Source organism: Streptomyces sporangiiformans, from assembly GCF_005768555.2.
GTDB classification, from domain to species: domain Bacteria; phylum Actinomycetota; class Actinomycetes; order Streptomycetales; family Streptomycetaceae; genus Streptomyces; species Streptomyces sporangiiformans.
The window spans coordinates 1-26,067 of the sequence record NZ_VCHX02000131.1 but is presented as its reverse complement, the minus strand read 5'-3'; the positions used below and the strand labels follow the sequence as shown (position 1 = coordinate 26,067).

Annotated in this window: 27 protein-coding genes and 1 pseudogene; 17 read left to right on the top strand and 11 right to left on the bottom strand. The window is 69.7% G+C overall.

Going from position 1 to position 26,067, the window contains the following annotated elements; translation table 11 throughout:
- Positions 1-397: 397 nt before the first annotated feature.
- Positions 398-1,009, top strand: coding sequence for a hypothetical protein (locus tag FGD71_RS18985; RefSeq protein ID WP_119101651.1), 612 nt, complete (start codon positions 398-400; stop codon positions 1,007-1,009).
- Positions 1,010-1,047: 38 nt separating this feature from the next.
- On the opposite strand, the gene FGD71_RS18980 is transcribed toward FGD71_RS18985, so the two are convergent.
- The 3 genes from FGD71_RS18980 to FGD71_RS18970 all read right to left on the bottom strand — a co-directional run bounded on the left by FGD71_RS18980 (position 1,048) and on the right by FGD71_RS18970 (position 3,650).
- Positions 1,048-1,608 (bottom strand): NAD(P)H-dependent oxidoreductase, encoded by a 561-nt coding sequence (locus tag FGD71_RS18980; RefSeq protein WP_119101650.1) that lies wholly within the window; start codon positions 1,606-1,608, stop codon positions 1,048-1,050.
- 124 nt (positions 1,609-1,732) lie between these two features.
- The gene (locus FGD71_RS18975) at positions 1,733-2,737 is read right to left on the bottom strand and encodes an MASE1 domain-containing protein (RefSeq protein WP_119101649.1); all 1,005 of its coding nucleotides are present in this window, start codon (positions 2,735-2,737) and stop codon (positions 1,733-1,735) included.
- Positions 2,738-2,807: 70 nt separating this feature from the next.
- On the bottom strand, positions 2,808-3,650 hold the full coding sequence (locus FGD71_RS18970) for a PP2C family protein-serine/threonine phosphatase (protein WP_119101648.1): 843 nt from the start codon (positions 3,648-3,650) through the stop codon (positions 2,808-2,810).
- A 349-nt stretch (positions 3,651-3,999) separates the two neighbouring features.
- Here FGD71_RS18970 and FGD71_RS18965 point away from each other — a divergent pair, with 349 nt between their 5' ends.
- Together FGD71_RS18965 and FGD71_RS18960 are read left to right on the top strand one after the other, a co-directional pair.
- Positions 4,000-6,669, top strand: coding sequence for a winged helix-turn-helix domain-containing protein (locus FGD71_RS18965; protein ID WP_240436671.1), 2,670 nt, complete (start codon positions 4,000-4,002; stop codon positions 6,667-6,669).
- 158 nt (positions 6,670-6,827) lie between these two features.
- Positions 6,828-7,025 (top strand): hypothetical protein, encoded by a 198-nt coding sequence (locus FGD71_RS18960; RefSeq protein ID WP_119101647.1) that lies wholly within the window; start codon positions 6,828-6,830, stop codon positions 7,023-7,025.
- Between the two features lie 88 nt (positions 7,026-7,113).
- Here FGD71_RS18960 and FGD71_RS18955 read toward each other — a convergent pair whose 3' ends face one another.
- Both FGD71_RS18955 and FGD71_RS18950 read right to left on the bottom strand, forming a co-directional pair.
- A complete protein-coding gene (locus FGD71_RS18955; RefSeq protein ID WP_181359232.1) occupies positions 7,114-8,508 on the bottom strand; it encodes a hypothetical protein in 1,395 nt (464 codons plus the stop codon).
- Between the two features lie 108 nt (positions 8,509-8,616).
- Positions 8,617-9,234 (bottom strand): GAP family protein, encoded by a 618-nt coding sequence (locus FGD71_RS18950; protein ID WP_119101706.1) that lies wholly within the window; start codon positions 9,232-9,234, stop codon positions 8,617-8,619.
- A 315-nt stretch (positions 9,235-9,549) separates the two neighbouring features.
- Between FGD71_RS18950 and FGD71_RS18945 the strand changes: the two genes are divergently transcribed.
- From FGD71_RS18945 to FGD71_RS18935, 3 genes are all read left to right on the top strand, one after another.
- The gene (locus FGD71_RS18945) at positions 9,550-10,182 is read left to right on the top strand and encodes an HdeD family acid-resistance protein (protein ID WP_119101646.1); all 633 of its coding nucleotides are present in this window, start codon (positions 9,550-9,552) and stop codon (positions 10,180-10,182) included.
- 132 nt (positions 10,183-10,314) lie between these two features.
- The gene (locus FGD71_RS18940; RefSeq protein WP_119101645.1) at positions 10,315-10,785 is read left to right on the top strand and encodes an SHOCT domain-containing protein; all 471 of its coding nucleotides are present in this window, start codon (positions 10,315-10,317) and stop codon (positions 10,783-10,785) included.
- Between the two features lie 40 nt (positions 10,786-10,825).
- A complete protein-coding gene (locus FGD71_RS18935) occupies positions 10,826-11,260 on the top strand; it encodes a DUF7144 family membrane protein (RefSeq protein ID WP_119101644.1) in 435 nt (144 codons plus the stop codon).
- A 119-nt stretch (positions 11,261-11,379) separates the two neighbouring features.
- Here the strand turns inward: FGD71_RS18935 and FGD71_RS18930 are convergent, their stop codons facing one another.
- Both FGD71_RS18930 and FGD71_RS18925 read right to left on the bottom strand, forming a co-directional pair.
- Complete coding sequence (locus FGD71_RS18930) at positions 11,380-11,781, bottom strand: DUF952 domain-containing protein (RefSeq protein ID WP_119101643.1); 402 nt, start codon at positions 11,779-11,781, stop codon at positions 11,380-11,382.
- 45 nt (positions 11,782-11,826) lie between these two features.
- Positions 11,827-13,359: a glycosyl hydrolase family 28 protein gene (locus FGD71_RS18925; protein WP_119101642.1), complete on the bottom strand. Its 1,533-nt coding sequence runs from the start codon at positions 13,357-13,359 to the stop codon at positions 11,827-11,829.
- A 495-nt stretch (positions 13,360-13,854) separates the two neighbouring features.
- Here FGD71_RS18925 and tgmA point away from each other — a divergent pair, with 495 nt between their 5' ends.
- Both tgmA and tgmB read left to right on the top strand, forming a co-directional pair.
- Complete coding sequence (gene tgmA, locus FGD71_RS18920; RefSeq protein ID WP_119101641.1) at positions 13,855-14,046, top strand: putative ATP-grasp-modified RiPP; 192 nt, start codon at positions 13,855-13,857, stop codon at positions 14,044-14,046.
- Between the two features lie 14 nt (positions 14,047-14,060).
- On the top strand, positions 14,061-15,017 hold the full coding sequence (gene tgmB, locus FGD71_RS18915; protein WP_162931169.1) for an ATP-grasp ribosomal peptide maturase: 957 nt from the start codon (positions 14,061-14,063) through the stop codon (positions 15,015-15,017).
- Positions 15,018-15,096: 79 nt separating this feature from the next.
- On the opposite strand, the gene FGD71_RS18910 is transcribed toward tgmB, so the two are convergent.
- The 3 genes from FGD71_RS18910 to FGD71_RS18900 form a co-directional block, all read right to left on the bottom strand.
- The gene (locus FGD71_RS18910) at positions 15,097-16,590 is read right to left on the bottom strand and encodes an FG-GAP and VCBS repeat-containing protein (protein ID WP_119101640.1); all 1,494 of its coding nucleotides are present in this window, start codon (positions 16,588-16,590) and stop codon (positions 15,097-15,099) included.
- A 222-nt stretch (positions 16,591-16,812) separates the two neighbouring features.
- On the bottom strand, positions 16,813-17,256 hold the full coding sequence (locus tag FGD71_RS18905; protein ID WP_119101639.1) for a PIN domain-containing protein: 444 nt from the start codon (positions 17,254-17,256) through the stop codon (positions 16,813-16,815).
- Complete coding sequence (locus FGD71_RS18900) at positions 17,253-17,519, bottom strand: ribbon-helix-helix domain-containing protein (RefSeq protein ID WP_119101638.1); 267 nt, start codon at positions 17,517-17,519, stop codon at positions 17,253-17,255. The genes FGD71_RS18905 and FGD71_RS18900 overlap by 4 nt, the downstream gene beginning before the upstream one ends.
- A gap of 269 nt (positions 17,520-17,788) precedes the next feature.
- Between FGD71_RS18900 and FGD71_RS18895 the strand changes: the two genes are divergently transcribed.
- From FGD71_RS18895 to FGD71_RS18880, 5 genes are all read left to right on the top strand, one after another.
- Positions 17,789-18,145, top strand: coding sequence for a PRC-barrel domain-containing protein (locus FGD71_RS18895; protein WP_119101637.1), 357 nt, complete (start codon positions 17,789-17,791; stop codon positions 18,143-18,145).
- A 37-nt stretch (positions 18,146-18,182) separates the two neighbouring features.
- On the top strand, positions 18,183-18,353 hold the full coding sequence (locus tag FGD71_RS47435) for a hypothetical protein (RefSeq protein ID WP_162931168.1): 171 nt from the start codon (positions 18,183-18,185) through the stop codon (positions 18,351-18,353).
- Positions 18,354-18,409: 56 nt separating this feature from the next.
- Complete coding sequence (locus tag FGD71_RS18890; RefSeq protein ID WP_420878320.1) at positions 18,410-18,886, top strand: GtrA family protein; 477 nt, start codon at positions 18,410-18,412, stop codon at positions 18,884-18,886.
- Between the two features lie 104 nt (positions 18,887-18,990).
- Positions 18,991-20,040, top strand: coding sequence for a zinc-dependent alcohol dehydrogenase (locus FGD71_RS18885; protein WP_119101636.1), 1,050 nt, complete (start codon positions 18,991-18,993; stop codon positions 20,038-20,040).
- A gap of 175 nt (positions 20,041-20,215) precedes the next feature.
- The gene (locus FGD71_RS18880; protein ID WP_119101635.1) at positions 20,216-21,454 is read left to right on the top strand and encodes a sensor histidine kinase; all 1,239 of its coding nucleotides are present in this window, start codon (positions 20,216-20,218) and stop codon (positions 21,452-21,454) included.
- 219 nt (positions 21,455-21,673) lie between these two features.
- Here FGD71_RS18880 and FGD71_RS18875 read toward each other — a convergent pair.
- A pseudogene (locus FGD71_RS18875) lies at positions 21,674-22,357 on the bottom strand (LuxR C-terminal-related transcriptional regulator); the annotation flags it as partial.
- 817 nt (positions 22,358-23,174) lie between these two features.
- Here FGD71_RS18875 and FGD71_RS18870 point away from each other — a divergent pair.
- The 4 genes from FGD71_RS18870 (at position 23,175) to FGD71_RS18855 (ending at position 25,975) form a co-directional block, all read left to right on the top strand.
- On the top strand, positions 23,175-23,378 hold the full coding sequence (locus tag FGD71_RS18870; protein WP_119101634.1) for a cold-shock protein: 204 nt from the start codon (positions 23,175-23,177) through the stop codon (positions 23,376-23,378).
- 320 nt (positions 23,379-23,698) lie between these two features.
- Complete coding sequence (locus FGD71_RS18865; RefSeq protein WP_119101633.1) at positions 23,699-25,234, top strand: DEAD/DEAH box helicase; 1,536 nt, start codon at positions 23,699-23,701, stop codon at positions 25,232-25,234.
- A gap of 46 nt (positions 25,235-25,280) precedes the next feature.
- Positions 25,281-25,610 carry a CBS domain-containing protein gene (locus FGD71_RS18860; protein WP_240436663.1) on the top strand — a complete coding sequence of 110 codons (330 nt, stop codon included), beginning with the start codon at positions 25,281-25,283 and terminating at the stop codon, positions 25,608-25,610.
- Between the two features lie 50 nt (positions 25,611-25,660).
- Positions 25,661-25,975, top strand: coding sequence for an SCO5918 family protein (locus tag FGD71_RS18855; RefSeq protein WP_119101631.1), 315 nt, complete (start codon positions 25,661-25,663; stop codon positions 25,973-25,975).
- Positions 25,976-26,067 lie beyond the last annotated feature (92 nt).

Here is a 26,067-nt window from a genome sequence, read left to right as displayed (position 1 = left end):
GACTGAGTTCCCGTCAGTGGCGTCCGAGCCGTTCTTCCCGGGGAATGCGTCCGGCGACCGGACGGCAGGTCCGCTCTCCGCAGGCATCGTGTTCGACTGCTGGTGTGCCGCCGAGGTCTGGGACGCCCACACCAGCAGCATAGTCGCCGAATCGGTCCGCAGAGTGGCGGGAGACGGGCCTTTCCTGTCCTGCGTTTGAACACCGGGCGCGACGCGCGCACGACGACGAGACGCCGACAGCAGCACCCGCCGCAATGCCCTCAGCCGCACCCGCACATTGATGCCCCGCGGGACTGTCTCGGTCGGCCCTCTGTCCGGACGCCCGGTTTACCTCGTCGGCCCGTGCTGTCACCATGCCGAATCCGGGGGGTTCGTCCCACGGCCGGGGGAGGCTCGTATGACAGACGTGTACTTGCGCAGACTGTCCCGTTGGCAGGCCGAGCAGCAGCGGGGCGTCGTCGCGGACGTCCATGTCACGGCGTACCGCGGTGCCGCAGGTGCCGAATACCGTGACCGCCAAAGCTTTCTGAACCGGTTCGAGCAGCATGTGCAGCGCACCGACTTCGACATGGTGGTCGCCGACGCGGCGGGGTTGGTCGGCTGCGCCTACGGGTTCCGCGTGGCTCGTACCGGCGCGTGGTGGTCGGGCTTCCGGGACGAGCTGCCGGCGGAGATCGAGGAACTCACGGCCTCGGGCCGGACCTTCCTGCTGGCTGAACTGATGGTGCTGCCGTCCCAACAGCGCCGCGGCATCGCGACCCGCCTCGGCGAGCGGTTGCTGGCCCGCCTCGACGCCGATCTGGTCGTCGCGGCCGTGGACCGGCCCGGCGAAGGCGGCCGGAAGACCGCGGCGGAGGAGACCTTGACCGCCTGGGGATGGTCGAAACTCGGCGGACTCGGCCCTCGAGTCGCTTCAGACGTCGGTTCCGGTTGGAATTCCGGTGCCGGTGACGGTGACGACCAGGACACGGCTGCCCGGGAGGTGTGGATCCGCAGGCCGCTGCGATGATCCCGCGGCGCCCCGGAAGGCGACGGCACGCGAAGCGGTCAGGCCGTGGGAGCGACGGCGTGGGCGGTCAACCGCCGGATGACCTCGGTGAGTTCGGTGACGACCTCGGCGTCGTCGGCGGGGTGGGTGTCGGCGAAGCGGGTCAGGGAGCCGGGGATGGACAGTTTGACGTCCTCGAGGACGGCGCCGCCGGCTATACCGGCTGCCTTGCGCGCGTCGTCCTGCGCCCACACGCCGCCGTACCGGCCGAACGCGGTGCCGACGACGGCGACCGGCTTGCCGGAGAGGGCGCCGCCGCCGTACGGGCGGGACAGCCAGTCGATCGCGTTCTTCAGCGTGGCCGGAATGGTGCCGTTGTACTCGGGCGAGAAGAGCAGAAAGGCACCAGCCCGGTCGGCCGCCGCGCGCAGACTCACGGCCCCGGCCGGAAGACTCGCCTCGGTGTCGATGTCCTCGTTGTAGAAGGGCACGTCGGCCAGCCCTTCGTACAGCTCGATGTCCACCCCGTCGGGAGCGTGCTTGACCGCCGCCTCGGCGAGCTGACGGTTGGTCGATCCGGTACGAAGGCTGCCGACGAGCGCCAGGATGCGCACAGACATGAGGAACTCCTGAGGGTGGAAGCTGGCTGTGCTAACGATAGCACTCACCATCAAGGCACAAGTGCGCATGCTTTGCAATCAATGCGCCATCGTTAGCATGAGCGTGCGACTGTCGCCCTGCCTGCTATTCCCGGTGCCCTCGTCCTTCCGGCGGGAAGGAGGGCCACTGCTTCAGCGCCTCGTCCGGTGCGAGCCGGGACAGCGCTTCCGTCAGGCGCTCGACGACCTCTTCGATCTCCCGGACGGTGCGGTTCCGCTCGGTGATGATCGCCGAGAGCAGCAGGGCCGTCAGGGACACCGTGCCGTTGAAGGCCTGCAGGATGACCATCTTGGCGAGGAGATCGTGACCGGAGAACGGACCCGTCCCGTCAGCACCCGCGTCGATGGCGATCACGGAGGCGATCAGCACACACGGGGCCGCGCCGGCCAGCTGGAAGCGGAAGGCCGCCCAGATCACGAAGGGGACGACGAGAAAGAGAAGGTCGAGCGAGCTGCGGGTGGCCACCGCGGAGACCGCCACCGTGCCGCCCAGCAGGGCCACCGCCTCGGCCCAGCGCAGGACAGGCGCGCCGCGCGGCCATCGGGCTGTGCGCACGGCGAGCAGGAACGGGGCGATGACCAGGACCCCCATCGCGTCGCCCGTCCACCACACCGACCAGGTCGGCCAGAAGTCCTGGACCGTCAGCGCGCCCGAGGCCACCAGGACTCCCGTGCCGACCGTCGCGCTGATCACCATCCCGCCCAGGGCCCCGAGGAAGACCAGCGCCAGAGCGTCCTGCAGCCGGTCGAGCGTGATACGGAATCCCACACGCCGCAGGAGCAGGCAGGCGAAGACCGGGGCGAGCGTGTTGCCGACCGTGATGGCGAGCACGGGGAGGATCGACGGCCCGAGCGTCACGTTCACCAGGAACGCCCCGAGAGCGATGCCCGGCCACGTACGAAGGCCCCACAGCATCAGGACGACGAGAGCGATGCCGGTGGGCGGCCAGAACGGCGTGACCTGCCCTCGCACCAGTTGCTGTTCCAGCCCGATCTTGGCGGTGACGTAGTAGACGGCCGCCACGGCCGCCATGCGCAGGCCCTCGACGGCGTACAGCTGGAGCCGCTCACCGCGCGGGGCATCGGTCATCCCCGCCTGCCCCGGCGGTCATGCCGGGCGAGGCGTGCCGCATCGGTGTCGTACAGGCCGCGCATGCCGCTCACCCTCCGCCCTGCCGCTGCTCCGGGAGCCCTCCGTAACGTAGGACGAGGACCGCGGCGTCATCGCTGTGGCCGGTGAAATCCGCCACCTTGATTATCCGCGCGGCCAGCTCGTCCGGCTCGGTGCGACAGGCGCCGCCGACCAGTGCGACCACCCGCCCGAGTCCTTCCTCGATCGGGTAGCTGGGTCCTTCCACCACGCCATCGGTGAGCAGCACGAACGCGCACACGTCGGTCAGCAGTCGGCGGGTCGACGGGTAGCTCTCGCCGGCGTTGATGCCCAGCGGCAGACCGCCGTCGTTCAGGATGATGTCGCAGCGACCGTCGGCCGTGGCCCAGACGGCGGGGACGTGCCCGGCGCGGGCGTCGGCAAGCTCGCTCGTGACCGGGTCGAAGCGCAGGAAGGAACAGGTCACGAACAGCCCGGAGTCCATGGCGACGAGCAGGTCGTTGGTGCGCCGGAGCACCTCCCCCGGGTCCGTGGTGGCGATCGCGACGGCGCGCAGACAGGTGCGTACCTGTCCCATGAGGGCCGCGGCCTCGACATCGTGGCCCTGCACATCTCCGATCGTGAATCCCACCGAGCCGTCCGGCATGAGGAAGCCGTCGTACCAGTCGCCCCCGATGTCCAGCCCGGCCCGCGCGGGCGCGTACCGTCCCGCCACCTGCAGGCGCGGCAGGACCGGCAGCTCGGCGGCGAGGACCTGGCGCTGCAACGCAGCGGCGAGTTCCACGCGGGCCTGCTGGAACTCGATCCGGTCCAGTATCCGGCCGGTCAGATCCCCCAGGGTGTGCAGGAGATCTCCGGGGTCCGCGGACGACACGGTGCGGCGGCGAGTCATGGCATTACACTCCGGGAATTTTCGGAGATGCGCCATATGTCATGAATTCACGGTACGCCAGTTACGGGAAGCTCCTCCTGATCGCCAGGGCCGCCTGGGAGCGGGTCTCCTGGGGTGGCACCCGGGCGCCGCGCGCATGAGCGGGAAGGCTGGGATGCTGAGTGAGGAAGCGCTGCCCATGACCTGACCCTTACGGACTGTGGCGGTGAGCGCCGTGGCCGAGACCGACGAGACCGACGAGAACGCTCAAGGGCCGATCATTCCGGCCGATCCAGCCCATCCGGCCGATCCAGCTGATCCAGCTGATCCAGCTGATCCAGCTGATCCAGCCGATCCGTGCGCCGATCCCCTGGGGGACCCGTTTCTGCGTACACGGATCGTCCTGCCGACGAGGCCCGCCACCTTCCTGCGGCGGCAGCGGCTGGTGGACCACCTCGACCAGGCTCTGCGGACGCCGTTGACACTGGTCAACGGAGCGGCCGGCGCGGGCAAGACCCTGCTGGCCGCGGACTGGGCCGCCGGCCTGAGGCAGTCGGTCGCCTGGCTCACCGTCGAGGTGGGGGACCGGCGTCCCAGTGTGTTCTGGGCATACGTCCTGCAGTCCTTGCGCGCCTGCGGTGCGCAGGCACCCGGCGCGGTCGGGTTTCCGGCGGACGCGACCCGGGTGGACCGCAAGCTGCTGTCGGCGCTCGCCGCAGCGCTGAACGACCGTGACGAGCCCGTGGTCGTCGTGCTCGACGAGTACGACCGCGTGAGTGCCCCGGAGATCGCGGAGCAGCTGGAGTTCGTCCTGCACCACGCCGGTCGGGGCCTGCGCCTGGTCCTCGTCACCCGTACCGAACCGCTGCTGCCGTTGCACCGTTACCGGGCGGCCGGTGAGCTGACGGAGATCCGCGCCGCGGAACTGGCCTTCACCCCCGAGGAGGCCGTCGCGCTGCTGGGGCTGCACGGTCTGAGCCTTCCGGTCCATGCCGCGGGCGCCCTGGTGGACCGTACCCGGGGCTGGGCCGCCGGCCTGCGTCTGTGCGCCCTGGCCGCGCAGGAGAGCGCAGACCCGGAGCTCTACCTGAAGGAGTTCGAGGCGGACCGGAGTACGGTCGCGGACTTCCTGCTGGCCGAGGTGCTCAAGCGGCAGACGGACGAGACCCAGGACCTCCTGCTGCGCGTCAGCGTCCTGGAGCGCTTCTGTCCCGATCTGGCGAACCAGCTCACCCACCGGACCGATGCCGAGGCCCTTCTCGTCGGGCTGCACCGCGAGAACGCGTTCGTCGAGCACCTCGGGCACCAGTGGTACCGGCTCCATCCGCTGTTCGGCGAGATACTCCGGGCCCATCTGCGGGTGCGCCTGCCCGGGCTGGAGCCGGAACTCCACCTGCGGGCCGCGCGGTGGCTTCGGCGTCACGGATCCCTGCCGGAGACACTCGACCACGGCGCCGCCGCGGGCGACTGGGCTTTCACCGCCGGTGCCCTCGTCGACGACCTGGCGATCGGACAGCTCTTCACCGGACTGCGCTCCGACGACCTGGCCCAGTTGTTCTCCCGCATGGGGCCCGAGGCCACGGGCCTGGCGACGGACCTCGTACGAGCGGCCCGCGACCTGTCCCAGGGCGACCTCGACCGCGGCCTGGCCCACCTGCACCACGCCGAGGAGCAGCTGGCCGACTACGCCCCCGGCCCGGCGCACGACCAGGCGCCCGGCCCGGCGGCCGCCCGGCTGAGCTGTGCGCTGCTGGAGGCACTGGCCGCCCGGCTGACCGGTTCTCCCGTACGGGCCGAAAAGGCCGCCGAGGCAGCCGATGAACTGCGGCAGGAGGTCCCCGCGCACCTCCTGGAGAAGCACCCCGAACTCACCGCACTCCTGCTGACCCATCTGGGCTCCACGCGCCTGTGGGCCGGGCGTTTCGACGACGCGCGCGCTGCCCTGTCCGCAGCGGCCGGCACTCCCGGTGGAGCCTCCAGCGTGCTCCCACGGGAGGAGTCGATGGGGCACCTGGCGCTGATCGACTACCTGAACGGCTGGCTCGGCAGGGCGGAGCGCAAGGCCTTGGCGGCGGTGTCCGAGGCGGAGCGGCTCGGCCTGCCCCAGCCGTCCGGCTCCGCCATCGGGCGGCTGGTCCTGGCCGCCGTGGCCGTGGACCGCGACGAACTGGGCCGGGCCCAAGCCCTCCTCGACGAGACGGCCGGCCTCCCCTCGGGTACGCACGATCCGGTGACGGCGGCCGGACGGGCCATCACCACGGCCCGCCTCCTGTTGGTCAGGGGCCGCACACGAGCTGCCGTCGAGGCCGTGGACCCCGCCGTCTCCGCCGCCGTGACCTCACCCTGGGCGGCGAGCCATGAAGCGCTGGTCGCCTCCGCCGCCCACCTGGCCGAAGGACGGCCGGAGAGGGCCGCCGAGGTGCTCCAGGGTGTGTGCGACCACCAGCCGGGCTGCGCCGTGGAGGCCGCGCGGATCCAGCTCGCCGCAGGCCGTCCCGCGGCGGCGAACGACCTGCTCGACAGCATCCCCACCGACGGCCGGACCGGTCCGGCCGTGACGGTCCGGGCGGCGCTGGTGAGGGCTCAGGCCGCGGACGGGGCGGGAGACACCGACACCGCACGCAAGCTCGTCGCGCAGGCGCTCCTCGACGCCCGGCGCGAGCGGTTGCGGCGTCCGTTCCTCGATGCCCGGACGTGGCTCCGGCCTCTCCTGGCCACGGCACCGCTCCACGAGCTGGCCGCGGGCTGGCTCACGCCCGGTGAGTCGCGACGCGGTGAGTCGCGAGGCGGTGAGTCGCGAGGCGGTGAGTCATCCCGGCCCGAAGCGCAGCCCTCGCCGCTCGTCGCGGCGGAGCTGAGCGGGCGCGAGCGCGACGTTCTGGAGCGGCTGGCCCGGATGATGTCCACGGAGGAGATCGCCGCGGACCTCTACGTGTCGGTGAACACGGTGAAGACCCACCTCAAGAGCGTCTACCGGAAGCTGGCGGTGAACCGGCGCAGCGACGCGGTGCGCCGCGCGCGCGACCTCCGGCTGCTGTGAACGCGCGGCGGCATCGCCCCAGGTGGTCCGGGGCACGGAACCGGTGCCGGGAGACGGGTCACCTGTACCGGGTGAGGCCCGCAGAGGCACCGAGGGCGGACGATCGCAGGGTAGGGCGCCGTCCGCCTGCCCCGAGGCCGCCCGTGGGAGAGCAGCTCATGCGCTACGAGATCCGCGTCGACGGACATCTGTCGGACACGCTGGCCAAGGCCTTCCCCGAGCTGGGCCACGTGGTGATATCCGGCCAGACGATCCTGTTCGGCCCTGTCGTGGACGAGGCGCATCTGTACGGGCTGCTGGAGCGCTGCCAGTCGCTGGGACTGCGCGTCGTGGAGATGCGACAGCTGCCGGAGTGACCGTGAACGTGAAAGGACCGCTCAGAGGCGCTCCGCCGTCATCCGGCGGAGCGCCTCTGTCGTGCCGAGGGTGCGGGAGCCGAGTCGGTCAGCCCTTGTCAGGAGAGGGCCCGGCGTCAGGAGAGGGCCCGGCGTCAGGAGGGGGCGCGGCGTCGGCCGTGGCCGGTTCGGGCGCCGTCCTTGCGGCGGCGAGGACACCCAGGATGAGCAGGACGACGACGGCAAGCCCGACGACCAGGGCCACCGAGCCCGCGGTGGGGTAGTTCCACAGGAACAGGGTCAGAACCGCCAGCCCCATGACGATGCCCGTCGTCCAGCCGCGGTGGCGGTCCAGCCACCGGCCCATGCCTCCCGTCCGCAGACCCGCCCGGGCCAGGAGGTGTCCGGAGGCCTCGGTGCCGCGCACGGTGACGGAGCGCAGGGCGCGGGCGACGCGTCCCGGACCGTACAGATAGGCGGCGATCACCACGAACACCGCGATGACGAGCATCGTGACGGTGCTGTCCTTCAAGAACCGCACCAACTCGTCGTAGACGACGGCGGCCGCGCCGTGCGGCTGGACGGAGGAGGGCACGGAGTCCAGATAGACGCGGCGCATGACAGCCAGGCCGACGAGCAGCACCACCATCATCACGCCGACTCCGACACCAGCGGTCATCAGCGCTCTCCGGTGCGACGGTGCCGCCCCCACGGCCAGGGCGGCGAGGACCACCACCAGCACGGGCAGCCAGACTCCGAGAATGTCCAGCAGTCGCGCCGCGTCCTGGGCCTCGTTCAGCTTGTCGACGTGCACCAGTACGACGGACTTGTCGACGTCGGGGATGTCCGCGGCTTTGTCGAAACCGGCGTCGACCAGCCGATGCCCCACCTCATCGATCACGGTCCCGATGTTCAGGGTGATGGCGTCGCCCTTGGCCTCGACGGCGCTGCCTCCCTCGCCGGTGAGGACGTTCAGCACGGCTGCGTGTGCGCGGCGGTTGGCGATCTCCCATGCCTGGGCGAACTCGTCGCTGGTGACGACCCTGTTCACCACGTCGTGCACGACGGTGGTCACCCCGGTCTTCAGGACGCCGTCCAGCGCTTCCGCCTGGTCCACGATGGCGGAGGGAGCGCCGTTGCGAGCCAGGGCGTCGGCGAGAGCGTCGGTGACTTTCCTGGTGTCGATGTTGTCGACCACACGGTCCGTCACCCGGTCGGTCACCAGGTTCTGTACCGCCGGCTTCTTGGCGAGGGGCGCGACGGTTTCGACGTATCGGTCGGTGTCGGTGATCTCGGAGTCGATCCAGGCGGCGACTACGGCGAGGGGCGCGAGGATGAAGGCGAGCAGGAGAAGGACGGATGCGGCGGCATAGCGCAGACGGCGATGGCGGGTGTGCGCATGGCGGCGCAGACGCTCGTACTCCGCCCGCTCCTCCGCGTTCAAGGGGCGGTCGTCCTCGGAGCGCCGGGGGCCTTCGGGGCCGGTCGTGCCGGATGGCTCCATGAATAGCTCCCTTCACTCTCACCGTCACCGGAGGGCGGGGGCGGCGGACGGCGACTCTTCGGTCATGTCGTCGGTCCCGGCTCGTCGCACAGGGGCGGGCTCTGCCGTTCAGAGGATGAGCACGATGAAGATCACGCAGACGATGATGTTGACCAGCCAGCTGTGGGAGTTCATCCAGTCCCGGATCCGGGGCATCGCGGCTTCGGCCCGCTTGTGGAACAGGAGGGTGATCAGCAGCGGCAGCGCGGCCACGAGAACGGTGAGCGCGATGAAAGGCAGAGCCTCGGCGAAGGACGCGTCGTTCTGTGCCAGGTTCACACCGACGGTCATCATGATCATGATGTCCGACGGCATCACCAGGATGACGAGCAGACCGACCTTGAACGCCTTTCCCGGGTCCGCCGCCATCAGCGTGGTCAGCCACTTCGGCGGCTCGGCCGTCGCTCGGCCCAGCCAGTTCTTGAGGGCGGCGGCCGCCAGCAGGCCGACCAGCACGTACTGGATGATCTTTCCGCTCGAGCCGTTGTCGGAGGAGTCGCCCAGGTCGAGCAGTGCGGCGAGCCCCAGCATGATCGCCGTACCCGCTGTGGTGGCGAGTGCCACCCCGGCCAGGAATCCCAGGGAGACGCGCACCGCCCGCGGCGTGGTCACGAAGATGATGGCCGACATGATCTGGGGCCCCAGCATCATGGTGACGGCGAGCGGAAGAATCTGCAGACCATCCATGGGCTCCACCATCCGGCGGCCGATGAGGGCAGGCATCCTCCGCAACGGGTGAACAGGTGGCCGGCTCGTCGGCCCCGCCGGTGTACGTCCGCCCCGCACCGGACGCGGTCCGCCCCGTCCCACGGTCACGGTGGTGCGCAGGGATCACCCGTCGCGGGTGACCCGGCGGCCGGCGACGCGCAGGACTCTGGAGCGGTCGGGTCCCGTACTCCCGCCCGACTCCCGCAAACACGCCTGTCGGCGGTCGAGCGTTCGGCGTTCGGCGGTCGGCGGCCCGGCAGAGACTCGGTTTGCTCGATCACGCGAGGAGGAGCCATGACCATGTCGCGTGGTCCGGCATCGGGTGGCGGACCGGAACACGTGCCGGACGGGGCTGCCCCCGGTCCGGTGGCCGACCCCGCGGAAGTGCTGGCACGACTCGGCCGTTCATGGACCTGGATCCTGGGCTCGGCGGTCGTGACGTTGGTGCCGGGCGTCCTCGTACTGGTCTGGCCGGACGGGACCCTGCACGTCCTGGCGGTCCTCGTCGGCCTGTATCTGCTGGTGACCGGGGCGTTCCGGTTCGTGGCCGTCTTCGCCAGGGAGGGCCACGGCGAACGGCTCCCGGGCCTGCTCCTGGCCGTGCTCCACATCCTGGCCGGGGTGCTGTGCCTGCGGAACCCGCTGCAGACCATCGCCGCGCTCTCGCTGATCGTCGGGGTCGTCTGGCTCGTGTCCGGCGTCCTCACCCTCTACACGGCACTCGCCGCCAAGGACCTACCGCACCGTGGCGTCGTGCTGAGCGTCGCGGTGCTCGGCATCGTCGCGGGGATCGTGGTGCTCGCCCTGCCGGCCGAGTCGGCCCGCGCACTGACCCGGCTGCTGGGCCTGTGGCTCGTACTGCTCGGCCTGGCCGAGGCGGCGGTCGCCCTCGCATGGCGGGCCGCGCTCCGAAGGACACACAGCTGACCTGCGTCGACCGGGGGGATCCGGCGGCCCGCACACTCACCCTCGTCGGGTGAGGCCGCCCGGTCCTTGCCGTGGGCACGCTGAAGGCGGCACGAAACGGCTGCCGGGCCAGAGCCCGGGACGGAGGACGATATGAGCGAGCAGATGTACCTCGCGTACGACTATCCGCTGCTGAGCGCCTTCTGGACCCTGCTCTGGTTCTTCCTGGGGATCATGTGGTTCATCCTGCTCTTCCGCATCATCCTCGACATCTTCCGTGACGATGATCTGAGCGGTTGGGCGAAAGCCGGCTGGCTGGTGTTCGTCCTCGTCCTGCCCTTCCTGGGCGCCTTCATCTACGTGATCGCCCGTGGCAAGAACATGGGCCGCCGGGAAGCGGCACAGGCGCGCGCACAGCAGGAGGCGTTCAACGCCTACGTCAGGGAGGCCGCGGCCGGTGAGAGCCGGCCCAGCAGCGTCGACGAACTCACCAGGCTGTCCGAGATCCGCGCCCGTGGCGACATCACGGACGAGGAGTTCCGCAGGGCAAAGGAACTCGTCCTGACCGGCCACGGTCCGGCGGGGCGCTCGGGTGCCGACCCCTCTTCCACCTCCGGTCACTGAGCACGTCGAAGTTCCGGACAACACGAAACGAGGCAGCAAGATGACCGCGACACACCCACGGCAAGCACACGCGGCGAGGCAGGAATGGGCCGGCGGCCTGACGGCCTTCGCGGCCGTGATGCTCATGGTCAGCGGCGTTCTCGCCATCTTCCGGGGCATCATGGGAATCGCCGAGGACGACGTCTTCGTGGCGACGCGCAATTACGTCTTCGAGTTCGACCTGACCGGCTGGGGCTGGCTCCACCTGGCCCTGGGCATCGTCGCCGTCCTCGTCAGCTTCGGACTGATGTCGACCTCATTGTGGGCGCGCGTCGCCGGCGTGATCATCGCCGGATTCATCCTCATCGCCAACTTCCTCTCCCTGCCGTACTACCCGATCTGGTCGGTCGTGATGATCGCGATCTCGGGGTTCATCATCTGGGCCCTGTGCGTGGTCAAGCGCGACAACTCCATCGCCTCGTTCGAGCGCCGCTGAGAGAAGCCAGCGAGTGGGATGACACGGCGGGAACGCGAGACGCCGGCCGACACCGTCGGACCGGCGCTCGCTGCCGTCGGCACAGACATGCCCGCCTTGACCCCCTCGGCGTCCACGCCTCAGTCGGCAGACTCCTCGCCGTCCTCGGCGTCCTCGCCGTCCTCGACGTCCACAAGTCCCGTCGCCCGGCCTTCGTCGTCCCACCGGACCTCCGTGACGCGCTCGACCGCGTCACGGTTTATGGGTCCGAATATGTGCGGGAACAAGATGCTCCCGTCGACCCCGGGAGGCGGAGCGGGCGCCGCCGCCTCCCAGGCGCACGTCGCGGTGAGCCGGTCCTCGTCGAGGAGCAGCGCCAGCAGTGGCCTGGGAGCGGTGCGGTAGAACGCGTTGACGACGGCCAGCGTGGTCGCCTCGTCCGGGGAGCAGTGGACGAAGCCGTCCTCCGCGAGGGAAGCGGGTGCGTACGGCCGTTCGGGACTGGCGTTCCACTCACCGAGCGGCACGACGTGATAGAGCATGCGCCGGTTATACAGCAGCCGTGCCGCCGCGCGGTCCTCGTGCGGTCACAGGGCCGCGGCCTCCGCGGCGGTGAGGAAACGCAGGTTCTTCACGTACTCGTTGACGAACATGGGCACACCATCCGAGGCCAGGTACCACCTCGGCTTGCCCGTGCTGTCGGCGATCACCTTGCCGTTGACCCGGAGGTTCTCGAAGGTGACGTCCTTGACGAGGCGGTCCTCCCCGAGGCCGGCGATCATCGAGAGGTCGGCGTTCTTGCCGTTGTAGCTGAGGTCCTTGATGTAGACGGACTCGATGCCGCGGCCGGCCGCGGTGTTCCACTTCGGATTGTTGGTGAGCCGCATGTGGATGAGCTGGCCCCAGCGGAAGTCCTCCACGCGGATGTTGTCGAACGTGACGTCCCGGACGAGGTTGCCGTCGCCGACCATGAAGGCGATGGCGCCCTGGTAGAGCACCTGCGGCTCGCGGTGGTCGAGGATGTCGATGTTCTCGTAGCGCAGGTTCTCCAGCATCTCGGGGGCGTCGGGGTCCGGGTTGCCGTGCACGCCGATGTTGATCGGGTGGGCGACGTCGGCCCAGAGGGTGCAGTTCTTGACGGTGATGTTGCGGGTGTCGCCGTAGAAGTCCCACCGGTGGGTGTAGAGGGCGATGGAGTCGTCGGACGTGCGCAGGAAGCAGCCGTCGATCGTGACGTTCTCGGAGCAGTAGAGCTGGATGCCGTCGCCCCAGCCCTGGTGGCTGAAGGCGCGCAGGTTCCTGATCTTGAGGTTCTGGGATTCGGCGACCCTGATGTTCTCGTACCGGGGATTGAGGATCGTGATGCCGTCGATCGTGACGTTGTCGCACTTGCGGATGAAGACGGCGCCGCCGGTCGCGTCGTAGATCACGCCGCGGCCGATCAGCCGGCAGTTCTCCACCCCCTCGAAGATCACGTTGGAGGTCAGGACGGCGCCGGCGGCCAGGTAGACGGTGGTGCCGCTGGGCACCTTCAGCGTCCGGTCGGCGTGGGTGTGCAGACCGGGCCCGAAGTACATGACGTTCTTGTCGCCCTCGGCGGGCGGGGCCTGCTCGACCGGGTTCGCCAGCAGGTGCAGACAGTCGAAGACCTTGTCGTTGACCTGGATGACGAGGTTGCGGGGCCGGTCCAGCGTGAAGCGCGCGGTGCTGCCCAGCACCTCGGGGGTGATGCCGTACGAGTCCGGGCGGATGCGGACCTTCTCGACGCCGCCCGGGTTGTAGGTGACCTCGACCTCGACGGTGCCGGAGAAGTCGAAGGCGGCCCAGGAGGAGCTCTGGGCCTTGTTGCTGCCGGTGGTGGGGTCGATCAGCGCGAGCTTGGCCAGGTAGACGTCGAGTCTCTGCCAGGTGCCGCCGAGCGGCCGGACCTTGACGGTGAAGGCGTTGTTGAGGGGCACCTGCGGAAGAGTCGGGTGTCTGACAACGATGTCTTCAGTGGTGCCGTCCTCCGCTGTGGCGGCGGCGGCCTGCGTGGAGCCCGCGACGGCGCCGGCCAAGCCGACGACAGCGAGGGCTCCCGCGGCCTGGAGGGTGTTTCGCCGGGACAGGGACGAGCTCATGGTGACTCCTTGACGGGACGTGGGCGGGCGCCATCTGCGGCCGGAGGTGAAGAGCCCGCGCTGCGGCGCGTATGAAGGCGGCCTGATCTTGTGGTCCCGCGGAAATCCACGTCAAGGGCAAGTCTGGTTTTCGAAACTTCAGGGGGCTGGGCGCGGCGCGGCGCGCTCGTCGCCGGCCGCCCGCGGCTCGACGCCGGGCGTAAGGCGCCACAAGCCGGACTTGCCTGGGATCGCCGCCACTGCCGCCGCGAAAGGGGCCGCGCATGCGACCCGGAAGTGAGGCAACAGTCACCGCCAGTACCCACTGTGACGTCTTTGACGCCCCATCCGATGTGTTTTTTGTGAGGACGGTGATGCAGATGATGCGAACGATGCGAAGAACGCGTCTGTGAGTGTGATGACTTCGGCACCCATGTGGCGAGAACTGATGACTTCCTTACGCGAAGGACGCGTAAGGGGCTGTATGCCGTCAACGCGCGACCCTGGAGGTTTCGAGTGCGACCGTTCACCCTCAACTACACACTTCCCAAAGGGCTTCCGACCGTGGTGATGCCGTACCGCTTCGACACGTCGCGTCAACTGAACGTGCTTCCCAACGGCCGCCCGGCCGTCAGCGACCGAGACCTCCTCCTGGCGGCCGGCACGACGACGTCCACCGCCGGCTCCCAGACGCACTTCGACGACTGACGACCGGCACGCGCATGACCGTACTGATCCTCACGTCCGAGGAGGACGTGACCGCCGACATGGTGGTGTCCAGGCTGCACGAGACGGGGATCCCGGTGATGCGGCTGGACCCCGCCGACCTGCCCGGCAAGGCCGTGCTGTCCGCCGAATACGCGCACGGCGACTTCGACGGCCACCTGTCGGTGAACGGGCATGTGCTCAGCATGCGAGGCCTGCGCTCCGTCTGGGTGCGCAGGCCCGGCGAACCGGCCGCGCACGCGGCACACCCCTCACCGTGGCTGACCGCCGAGACGGGGCAGGCTCTGTTCGGAACGCTCCACTCGGCCTCCACACGATGGATGAACCATCCACGCAACGCCGAACAGGCCCGCCTGAAACCATGGCAGTTGAGGGTCGCTCACCTCAGCGGCTTCGCGGTACCGCCCACCGTCTTCACCACCGCCCCACGCGTGGCTCAGCAGTTCACCGAGGAGCACCGGAGCGTGGTGGTGAAGTCCGCCTCGGGGCCGCCGCGCGATGACCCCGCGCTGGCCCTGCCCACCACCCTGATCGGGCCCGACACGGACTTCTCCGCCGTAGCGGCCGGTCCCGCGCTGCTGCAGCGGTACATACCCAAGCGTGCCGACATTCGTCTGACCTGTGTCGGCGACCGCCTGTTCGCCGCGCGGAAGACGGCCGAGCCCGGCCAGGTCGACGGGCGCTACGGCGACACCGAGCACACCTGGGAGGCGGTCCCGGCACCCGAACGCATCGGCAAGTCGGTGCACGAGTACGTCGCCCTTGCCGGACTGGCGTACGCCGCCTTCGACTTCGCCGAGGACGAGGACGGCATCTGGTGGTTCCTGGAGTGCAACCAGGGCGGCCAGTTCGGCTTCGTCGAACTGGAGACCGGGCAGCCGATCTCGGAGGCGGTCGCCCGGTGGCTGTCACCACGCAAGACGGACCGCCGTGTTACCGGGAGCCACTGGTGAGCCGCGTCACCGACCTGTCCGGACAGCGACGGGGGCAGGGACAGCGACGGGGACAGGGACCGGGTTCGGGACCGGGAACCTAACCGCGCCCGATCACCAGCCCGTACTCCAACGCGCTCGTCGACGACGGCAGCCCCAGACTCCTCGGCGTCAGGGCCGGGGAGCCCGTCGCCGTCGGGCCCTGCGCCGCGCCCGGGAGGAGCCAGACACCGCCCTTGGCGGAGTTCTCACCGGGAGCGCCTGCCGCGAGGTCCGCGTGGCCGTCCGCGTCGTAGTCCTGCAGACGGACCGAGGCGCCGAACCGGTCGCCCCACTCCGCGGTGCCCGGGACGCCGGCGGTGTTCTGCGTGAAGCCGAGGCTCATCGCCGTACCGCTGGAGGACAGCAGGCCGGTGGCGGTGCCGCGTACGGCGACCACCATGCCGGCGTTCTGCTGCGAGCCGACCGCCTCGTACGAGTCGCCGATGGCGAGGTCGGCGTGTCCGTCGCCGTCGATGTCGCCCGCGGCGACCGCGGCGCCGAGGCGGTCCTCGGACTCGGCGGTGCCGGCGATGCCCTGGGTGTCCTGGTGGATGTCCTGGGTACGGGCGCCGAAACCATCGGCCTTCGAGCCGTACGCCACCCTCACCAGCCCGCCCTTGAATGCTTCGGCGCGGCCCGTGGAGTAGTCCGCGCAGTCCGGGGTGTCGGCCTCGTAGTTGGGGTTGCAGGAGCCGAGGGCCAGGTCGTCCGTGCCGTCCGCGTCGAAGTCGGCGGAGGCGAGGGAGGCGGCGGAGGCCGTGGCGCTCCACAGTTGCGCCGGGGCGCCGTCCTGCCAGCGGTAGACCCGGGTGAACCTGGTCTCCGTCGCGCTGGCGGAGAGCGCGAGGTCGTCGTCACCGTCTCCGTCGAAGTCACCGGTGGCCAGGGCGTTCACGCGGCCGAGGTCCGCCCCGGCGATCTCCCCGGTCAGGGTGTCCGGGGAGTCGGCGGTGAGCGGGCCGGGACGCAGCACCGCGCCACCGTGCTCATCAGCGTCGCGGGTGAGTGCCAGGTCGGTGCGGCCGTCGCCGTTCACGTCCCCGGCGGCGATCACCCGGCCGACCCGGGAGAGCTCGGTGTCGCCCCGCGCGACCGTGTAGCCGCCGTCGGCGAGGCCGGAGGCGGAGCCACGCAGCACGGTGACCGTCCCTTGTTCCGCGTACGTGTCGGAGGAGAGGGACTCGCTGGAGGCGCCCACGACCAGGTCGGCGTAGCGGTCGCCGTCGACGTCCGCGGCGGCGACCGCGGACCCGAAGAAGTCACCCGCCTCGGGGGTGCCCGGCACCCCGCTCGTGGCCTGGCTGATCCGCACGGAGCCGTACGTGCCCGGGCCGTCCGGGCCGCCCCACACGACGTTCACATAACCGGCCTTGGCCTGGTCGCCGACCTGTGCGGAGGGCACGCCCACCGCCAGGTCCGGGTAGCCGTCGCCGTTGAAGTCGCCCGGCAGGCCCAAGGGGGCCGCGACAGCGGCGGGGGCGCCGATGCCGGCGGCGGCAAGGACGGCAGTGAGGGCGGCCGTCGTGGCGACGGCCAGGGTACGTGCGCGCAAGGCGGGGCTCCCGTCTCCAGAAGCCGACTCCGGGTTTCAGCTCCCGGGTTCGAGGCTTCGGTGACGTACGACGCGCGTGGTGGACGAAGGGTTGTGCTGGGCTGAAGAGGAGGTGTCGGGTACATGGCCACTCGGCGAGTGCCTGCCTCCCCTCGCGGATCGGCAGCCGGCCAAGTCCTTTGCATGGACAGGCACTTCGGCAACGAAAACCACGAAGCTCGCTCAGAGCGGAAGGTCGTCGGGCAACACCCGAAACGCCTTGTGACGGCCCAACGGACATACGGCACGAAAGTCGCGGCGGTCGAGCGTGAGGATCGCATCCGTGTCGTAGTCGGAGGCGAGGGCCACGTTCACCGCGTCGGCGAGATCGAGTTCCAGCGCACCGTAACGCGCCCGAACGGACTGTGCGGCGCCCAGGTGGTCTTCCGTGATTTCCGGTACGGAGATACGGCCTCGGCGCATCCAGTGCCGTATGTCGTCGACCGCGCTGACGGCGGCCTCGCGGCCCAGTTCACGGGTGGCGACGTGGTCGAGTTCGGCGAGCAGGAGAGGAGACATGACCAGGAGTCCCGCGGCCAGAATCGCCTCGTTCGCGGCTTCGTGTTCCGGGTGGGTGGAGTCCAGGGCGGCCAGGAGGCCGGAGGTGTCGGCGATGACGATGATCACGCTGCGGTCCCGGAACCGGCGTCGGCCTCGCGGCGGACCGCGTCAGCCACCGCGTCGCGGACCTCGGCCTGGGACGCCGTACGCCCCGGCCCTTCGAAGGTGCGCGAGAACAACGGCTCGTCCCAGACCCGGTTCGCCATGGCCGCGAGATGGATCCCCTGCCGGATGATCTCCGCCTCACTTATCCCTCTGCGCCTGGCCGCCTCCTTGATGATCGCCAGGTCTTCGGGGTCGGCATAGACGTTGGTGCGCTTCATGGACATGTACCAAGGCTAACCCATGTACCGGAGTGATGTATGTCGAACCGCACCGTTCCGGGACGACCTGGCCGATGAGGAGCGCCGCCACCGGGCCGCTTCTGGACACCCGGACCAAGGACCGTCTCGCCGGAAGAACGCCCGATGCCGGTACCGCATTTCGGTCATACGATGACAAGTGGGTGAGTGCGCTCTCACGAGCCATGGCCCGGAGGGGCGGCCCGGCGCGGGTGCGTCGAGCCGGTGCACCACCTGCGCGCAGACAGGAGCAGGACGTGATCCATTCAGCCGACATTCGCGAGTGGCGCAACCGTGACGTGGTGGACCCGAAGCAGCACAAGATCGGCATGCTCGAAGCCGTCTATGTGGACACGACCACCGACGAACCGGCCGTGGCCACCGTCCGGACCGGGCTTCCCACCCGCCACCGACTGGTCTTCGTCCCCCTCGACGAGGCAGTCCTCGGTCCGGACTACGTCAAGGTCTCCTACACCAAGGGACACGTACAGAGCGCCCCGTCGATCGGGACGGACGACGTACTGCCCGCCGAGCAGGAAGAAGCGATCTTCCGGTACTACGACATGGCATACCAGCCGGGCGCCAAGGGCGAACGCCAACTCGCGCGGCGCTGACCGTCCCCACGCACGCGGCACAGGGAGGATTCGGGTGATGACGCTCTTCCTCCTGCTCGTCCTCGTGGCCGTCGCGCTGGGAATCATCGGCGTGGCATCGGACGGTCTGGGTTATCTGCTGGCCATCGGCATCGCGGTCTTCGCGGTCGATGTGGCCTTCGCGGGGGCGCGGGGATTCCGGCGCGCCAAGCGTCGCCCCCTCCGCTGACGCCGACAAACCCGGCGCCCCCCGCTCCGGGCCCGCTCGCCTCCTTCGCCAGGTTCGTGCTGTGCGGCGGCGGTATCGGACTGCTCTCCAGCGGTGCCGTAGCGCTGCTCGCCGGGCTGATGCCCTGGACGGCGGCCAACGCCCTGATCACCGTCGGCTCCACCCTCCTCTGCACGGAACTGCACTCCCGCTTCACCTTCGGAACTGGGCAGCGCGCCGGATGGCGCCGGCACTGGCAGTCCGCGGGCTCGGCGACAGCCGCCTATGCCGTGACCACCGCCGCGATGCTCATCCTGCACATGGTGCAGCCGTCGCCCGGGATGCTTACCGAGCAGATCGTCTACCTCAGCGCCTCCGGCCTCGCGGGCATCGGCCGCTTCCTTGTCCTGCGCCTGTTCGTCTTCGCCACCGACGGCAACCGCACCACCGTGCCGATACGGACGAAGCCGATACGGACGAAGACCCCGGCCCGATTCCGGCCGCAGGCGAGTGGGCCGGCCCCCTTGCCCATCCTGGCGCCCGTACCGGCATAGCCGGCCGATTCCCCAAAAGATTGCTTGACTTAAGTAACACAATTCTGCTTGCCTAAGTCAAGCAACGAGCACGCAACGAGTACCGACAGAGAGAGCGAGCCCTCATGGCCACGATGAAGTCCGTCCAGACCGCTGCCGTGCACAAGGTGGAGGTCGTCGACGTCGAGCGGCCCGTACCCGGTCCGAAGGACGCCCTGGTCAGAATCCGAGCGTGCGGCATCTGCGGCACCGACGTCACCTTCCTGCACATGGGCGGCATGCCGGCCCGGGCGCACGCGGGCGGCGACATCGTCCCCGTACCGCTCGGCCACGAACCCGCCGGCGAGATCGTCGAGACCGGCGCCGAGGTCACGGGCCTGAAGGCCGGCGACCGTGTGGTGATCAACCCGCAGGACGCCCCGACCGGCATCATCGGCTGCGGCGGCAAGTACGGCGGCATGAGCGAGTACCTGCTCATCGAGAACGCCGAGGCCGGCAAGAGCGTCGCCGTCTTCCCCGACACCGTGCCCTTCGAGGTCGCCTCGCTCAACGAGCCGATGGCGGTCGCCCGGCACTGCGTCAACCGCTCCGAGGCGGGGCCGGGCGACAAGGTCGTCGTCTTCGGTGCCGGGCCCATCGGTCTCGGCGCCGCGATCTGGCTCAAGCTGCGCGGCGTCGAGCACGTCGTCGTCGCCGACGTCATTCCCTCGCGCCTGGAGAAGGCGCTGGCTGTCGGTGCGGACGCCGTCATCGACTCCGCCACCGAGGACGTCACCACCCGGCTGACCGAGTTGCACGGCCAGGCCGCCAACGCGCTCGGCCAGCCGCGCCCCGGCACCGACATCTACATCGACGCCGCCGGCGTCCCGGCCGTCATCAACACCACCGTCAACTCCGCGAAGTGGGGCGCGAAGCTGGTCATGGTCGCCGTGCAGAAGAAGTCCGACGACATCGACCTCGGCGGCATGCTCCGCAGCGAGCTGACCCTCATCGCCTCCCAGGGCTACCCCACGGAGATCTTCGAGGTCACGCCCGAACTCGTCGAGCACCACGAGCGCTTCGCCAAGCTCATCAGCCACCGTGTCCCGTTCTCCGACATCCACCGGGCCTTCGAGCTGACGCTCACCCCGGGCGCGGCGGAGAAGGTCGTCGTCAGCTTCGACGCCGAGGACTGAAGCTTCGACACCGAGGACTGAACACGCGGGTTCTTCTGCCGCAGGCGGACGCCCCGTCGGCGGCAGAAAAACCCGCGGCGGCTCAACACCCCCTACCGTCACCGTCCGTCCCCTCGACCGCCCCTTGCCCCGACCGCCTCATCCCTCCCCCCCCCCGCACAGGAATCCCCATGCCATGACCAGCAGCCCGCAGCAACTGCTGCGCAACCACTCGTGTGCCGTCGACTCCGTCGTGGCCGCCGCGGTCTTCGTGTGTTCCGTCCCGGGCAGCGTGTTCGTCCTCCCGGGCCGTGATCCGGACGTCCCGTGGTGGCCCGGTGTCCTGCTGGCGGGCGCCTCGTGCGTCGCGTTGGTGTGGCGCCGCGACCGGCCCCGTACGACGGTGGTGATGACGGCCGTCTGCGGCGCGGGCATGGCCGCGCTCGGGTACTTCGTCCCCGTTCTGCTGCCGGCACCACTCATGGTCGCGCTCCACTCCCTGGCCTCGCGCACCCGTCGCAGAACGGCGAACTCCTTCGCCTGCGCCGCCATCGCCCTTCTGGTGACGACGGAGTTGGCCGCCGGCCCCGGCGACGAACCACTCGTCCTCCAACTGTTCAGTCCCGCCTGGCTGTTGCTGGCCACCTCACTCGGCACCGCGAGCCGACTGCAGCGGGCCTGCCTGGAGGCCGTGCGGGCTCGCGCCGAGCACGCCGAGCGGACCCGGGAGGAAGAGGCGCGGCGCCGGGTCGCCGAGGAGCGCATGCGCATCGCCCGGGACCTGCACGATGTCGTCGCGCACCACCTCGTCCTGGCCAACCTCCAGGCCAGTGCCGTCACCCGGTACCTGCCCGCCCGGCCCGAGCAGGCGGAGGCGACCGCCGCCTGCCTCACCGAGACCACCGCATCGGCCCTGCGCGAACTCAAGGCGACCGTCGGGCTGTTGCGTCAGGCGGGCAATACGGAGCAGCCCGCGTGCCCCGCTCCGGGCATCGCTTCACTCCCCGATCTGGCCGCCTCCTTCCACGGCGCCGGACTCAGAGTCACCGTCACGACCGTGGGTGCACCGAGCCCGCTCTCCGCCGGCGCGGATCTCACGGCGTACCGCATCGTGCAGGAGGCGCTCACCAACGTCACCAAGCACGCCTCCACCGGAACGGCCGAGGTGCGGCTCACCTACTCCCCCGACCGGCTGATCCTCACCGTCGCCAACGGCGGAACCCCGGCTCCGGCCGACTCCCGTCGCGTCAGCGGCGGTTACGGCCTCGTCGGCATGCGTGAGCGCGCCGTCTCGGTCGGCGGGCTCCTCCACGCCGGCCCTCGCCCTCGAGGCGGATTCGAAGTCGTCGCGGAACTGCCACTGCGTCCCGTTCCACGCGAGGAGCCCCACGGCGCCACGGATCTCCACATCCCGTTGCCCTGCCCCGTGGCGTGACCGTCCCTGTGCTGACGTCTCGTTCAGGCTGTGCTGACGTCTGGCTCAGGCAGCTGTCGGCGGGCGCGAACTGACGATGGCCGCCTGGTAACCGCCGGGTCCGGGCGCATGCAGGCGGGCCACCTTCGTCGTCCGCGTCGTCCGCGTCGTCCCCGTCGTCGGCGTCGGCACAGCCGCGATGGTCACCGCGCGGGACGGCGGCGGATCGGCGTCGTGCCGCCGCACCAGGCCGGACTCGTAGGCGAAGACAACGGCCTGGACGCGGGCCCGCGCACCGATCTTGGTGAGGATCCTGGTGATGTGGGACTTGACGGTGGTCGGGGCGATGGACAGCTTCTCGGCGATCTCGGCGTTGGACCAGCCTGAGGCGACGCCGGTGAGCACGTCGCGTTCGCGCTCGGTGAGGGCGTCGAGCCGGTGTTGCGCCGTGGGAGGCCGGGTGGGGCGCGCTCGGACCACGTCGATGAGCCTGCGGGTCAGGCCGGGGGTGAGGACGGCGTCGCCGACGGCCACTGTGTGGATGGCCGCGGTCAGTTCGTCGGGGGTGGCGTCCTGGGGGAGGAAGCCACCGGCTCCGGCGCGCAGGGCGGTGCAGGCGTACTCGTCGTTGCTGGTGGTGGTCAGGACCAGGACGCGCGGGGCGTGTCCTCCTGATCGAGCGGGGTCGGGAACTCGGGGCAGGGCGTCGGACCGTGTGACGCGGCGGATGATCTCGATGCCGTCCTGGTCGGGTGTGCGGCCGTCCATCAGGACGACGTCGGGGAGGAGTTCGGCGCTCATGCGGACCGCTTCGGCCCCGGTGGCCGCTTCCCCGACAACGGTCAGGTCGGGCTGAGCGGCCAGGAGCATGCGGAGTCCACGGCGTTGCAGGGGCTGGTCGTTGACGACGAGGACGGTGGTCATGCCGGAGTTCTTCCTGTGGGTGGGTGTGGGGGGCGCGGTACCGGCGTCCTCACCGAGGACGCCGCGCCGGGCTCCGTACATGGCTCCGTACGGAACCGACGGCGGAGCGACCGCGGGTGCCGGGCGGCGCGCGCTCGCGCGTCGACCGGGCTCTGGTGGAGGTGTTGGGTGCGCAACGGAGCTGCGACACCTGCGGTGAGGCCCGGGGCGAAGACCCGGCAACAGAGTCAGAGGGCCGGGCCGGCCGCAACGGTTGCCAGGGGTAAGACCATCGCGTCATGGAGCTGGGGGGTGCACAGGATCGGGTGCCCGGTCATCGGGGCCCCCTTTCTGAACGAAACGGTTTCGTTCACCTTGGACAGCGTCAGCGTAGCCCTCCCGCTATCGAAACGACACCGTTTTCTTTATGGCCTGGGTCACATGAGAGCACCGAACGCCGGACCTCCACGCTCCGACCAACCGGGCGCCACCGTCGCGGTGGTGGGCCCGCCGCCAGGAGGGCCCTGGCAGAGACGTTGCGGTCCGGGCGAATCAATATCTGTGGTGGCGAAATGAAATATCGACGCAGCGCGCAGTGAAGGTTCCTTGCTTGACAGGCTGAGCAGATTCATTTATTGCAGCTGCACGGTCGTGCCGTGCTACTGTTGATCCCAGTTGCAGTTGTGGTTCCCGAAAACTTGCAAGTGCCCCCACCGGTTCCATGTAACGGTGGAGCTCTTTTTGTATCTCCGGATCTTATTTTCCGGCGGGGTGATCATCACGGCGACGCGGAGTCCGCACAGGGCGAACTCCGAACACGCCCCGAAGGAGATTCAAAATGGCTACTGGCACAGTGAAGTGGTTCAACGCGGAAAAGGGATTCGGCTTCATCGAGCAGGACGGCGGCGGCGCTGACGTCTTCGCGCACTACTCGAACATCGCCGCCCAGGGATTCCGCGAGCTGCAGGAGGGCCAGAAGGTGAACTTCGACATCGCCCAGGGCCAGAAGGGCCCGACGGCCGAGAACATCGTCCCCGCCTGATACAGCGTTTACTTCGCAGCTGGGGCCCGCACCTTGGGTGCGGGCCCCAGCTCGCTTCATTTCAGGACTCAGAGGGTTCGCCCCCAGGGTTCTTCGGGAAATGCCCCGCCCCGCGCTCCGGATGAAACTCTCCAGAGCCTCGCGAACGGAATACTCACCTTACTGCCAGGATCGAGTCATTCCCCTCGGCGGCGCATCCCGTGGGAATTTTCGCCGATCCCATTCGGCCCCTCATCACATCGGCTCGTTCTTGCGATTCTCCGCGCAGCCAATTCACAGCGGGAATTCCTTGGTACGTGCCCTATCAAGGAAGGTTCCGCATGAACCGCACACGAACAAACGATCGCTTCGCCCGCTCTCGCACCGGAGGTTCCGGCGGAAGGCGTGACAGCCGTTTCGGGGCTCCCGCCACCGGCCGCTCAAATCGTTCGGGCGGTCCGAGCCGTCCGGAGCGTTATGGACGTCGACAGACCGGTTCACAAGGCGAGTTCGCGCTGCCGAAGACGATCACTCCGGCATTGCCCGCCGTCGAGGCGTTCGCCGATCTCGCCATGCCTGCGCCGATGCTGGACGCTCTCGGCCGTGAGGGCGTCGCCGTACCTTTCCCGATCCAGGCGGCGACCCTGCCGAACTCTCTCGCGGGCCGCGACGTACTCGGCCGTGGCCGCACCGGTTCGGGCAAGACCCTCGCCTTCGGCCTTGCGCTGCTGGCCCGTACGGCCGGTCAGCGCGCCGAGCCGCGGCAGCCGCTTGCTCTCGTCCTCGTCCCCACCCGCGAGCTCGCCCAGCAGGTCACCGACGCGCTCACTCCGTATGCCCGCGCCGTGAAGCTGCGGCTGGCCACCGTGGTCGGTGGGATGTCCATCGGCAGGCAGGCCGGCGCGCTGCGTGGCGGGGCGGAGGTCGTCGTCGCCACGCCGGGCCGGCTCAAGGACCTCATCGACCGTGGCGACTGCCGGCTGAACCAGGTCGGCATCACCGTCCTCGACGAGGCCGATCAAATGACCGACATGGGCTTCATGCCCCAGGTCACCGCGCTGCTCGACCAAGTGCGGCCCGAGGGGCAGCGGATGCTCTTCTCCGCCACCCTGGACCGCAACGTCGACCTGCTGGTCCGCCGCTACCTGACCGACCCGGTGGTCCACTCCGTCGACCCGTCCGCCGGTGCGGTCACCACGATGGAGCACCACGTACTCCACGTGCACGGGGCGGACAAGCACCGGACGACCACCGAAATCGCTGCGCGGGACGGCCGGGTGCTCATGTTCCTGGACACCAAGCACGCGGTGGACCGGCTGACCAAGCACCTGCTGGACAGCGGCGTGCGTGCCGCGGCCCTGCACGGCGGCAGGTCCCAGCCGCAGCGCACGCGAACCCTGGCCCAGTTCAAGACCGGGCATGTGACAGTGCTGGTGGCGACCAATGTCGCGGCGCGCGGTATCCACATCGACAACCTCGACCTGGTCGTCAATGTGGATCCGCCCAGTGACCCCAAGGACTACCTGCACCGTGGCGGGCGCACGGCCCGTGCCGGCGAGTCCGGAAGCGTCGTCACCCTGGTGACACCCGACCAGCGGCGGGGCATGACCCGACTGATGGCTTCGGCCGGCGTCATAGCGCAGACGACCCAAGTGCGTTCGGGCGAGGCGGAGTTGAGTCGCATCACCGGCGCCCAGGCCCCCTCGGGTGTCCCGGTGACCATCACCGTGCCGGTCGTGGAACGCCCCCGTCGTGGCACCTCTTCTTCGTCCAGGGGCAGCCGCGGCCGCACCGACCGGGGCCGGCCCACCGGTGAGGCGGCGCGCCGCACGACGCGGCGGCAGTCCTCCTCCAATCCTGCGGCCCGACAGGCCTAGAGCCTGCGTGACCGGAATGCTCACCCATCCCCGCAGGAGGCATCCTTTGACACTCGTTCAGACACGGCAGCGCCGGGCGGACCCCGCTCCCACGACCGCGGTCCGCGCCATGGACGCTTCGGGTCCGAGGGTCTGTGACGACATGACCGTCGAGGTGGCCTTGTCCGTCATGGCCAGTGCGCGTGTCGGGTACCTGCTCATCTGCGACGGGGACGATCAGTGCACGGGCTCGATCACCCGGGCCCAACTCGTCGTCGCCCGCGACAGCTCGGCATACACGGATCAGATGCGTGTACGGGACGTCCTGAGCGTGGTTCTGCCCGTCGCCGTCGAAGAGTACGGCCACGCCCTGGGCGTTCTCGCTCTCTCCAGCTGATCCGCATCGCCCTGGTCGGCCCGTTCTCCTCCTTCTCACTGCGAGGCATCATGCGCTGCGTCATCGCCCGGTTTCCGTTCGACCTCTCCAAGAGCGGAGTGGTGGCCTCGATGAAGGGTGTCAAGCCCGAGATCATCACGGGTGAGTCCGTGATCATCGGCCGCCGTCACTACCCCGTCAAGCAAGTGGGCGAAGTCATCACCCGACAGGACCGCCGCGACTTCACCAGCAGGGAAGTCACCCGGGCCATGGCCAGCCTCGGCTTCACCTGCCGAGGCGGCCACGAGGCCGCACCCGTGCGCGCCCTTACCCCGCTGCAGACCGCGTCCGCACTGCTCGGCAGCCCGGACTCCTCGGAGACATGAGGTCCGGCGAAAGCCGACACGTACATACGAAGGGCCCTGCCGACGCGCGTCGGCAGGGCCCTTCGTATGTACTCCACAGAATACTTACACCC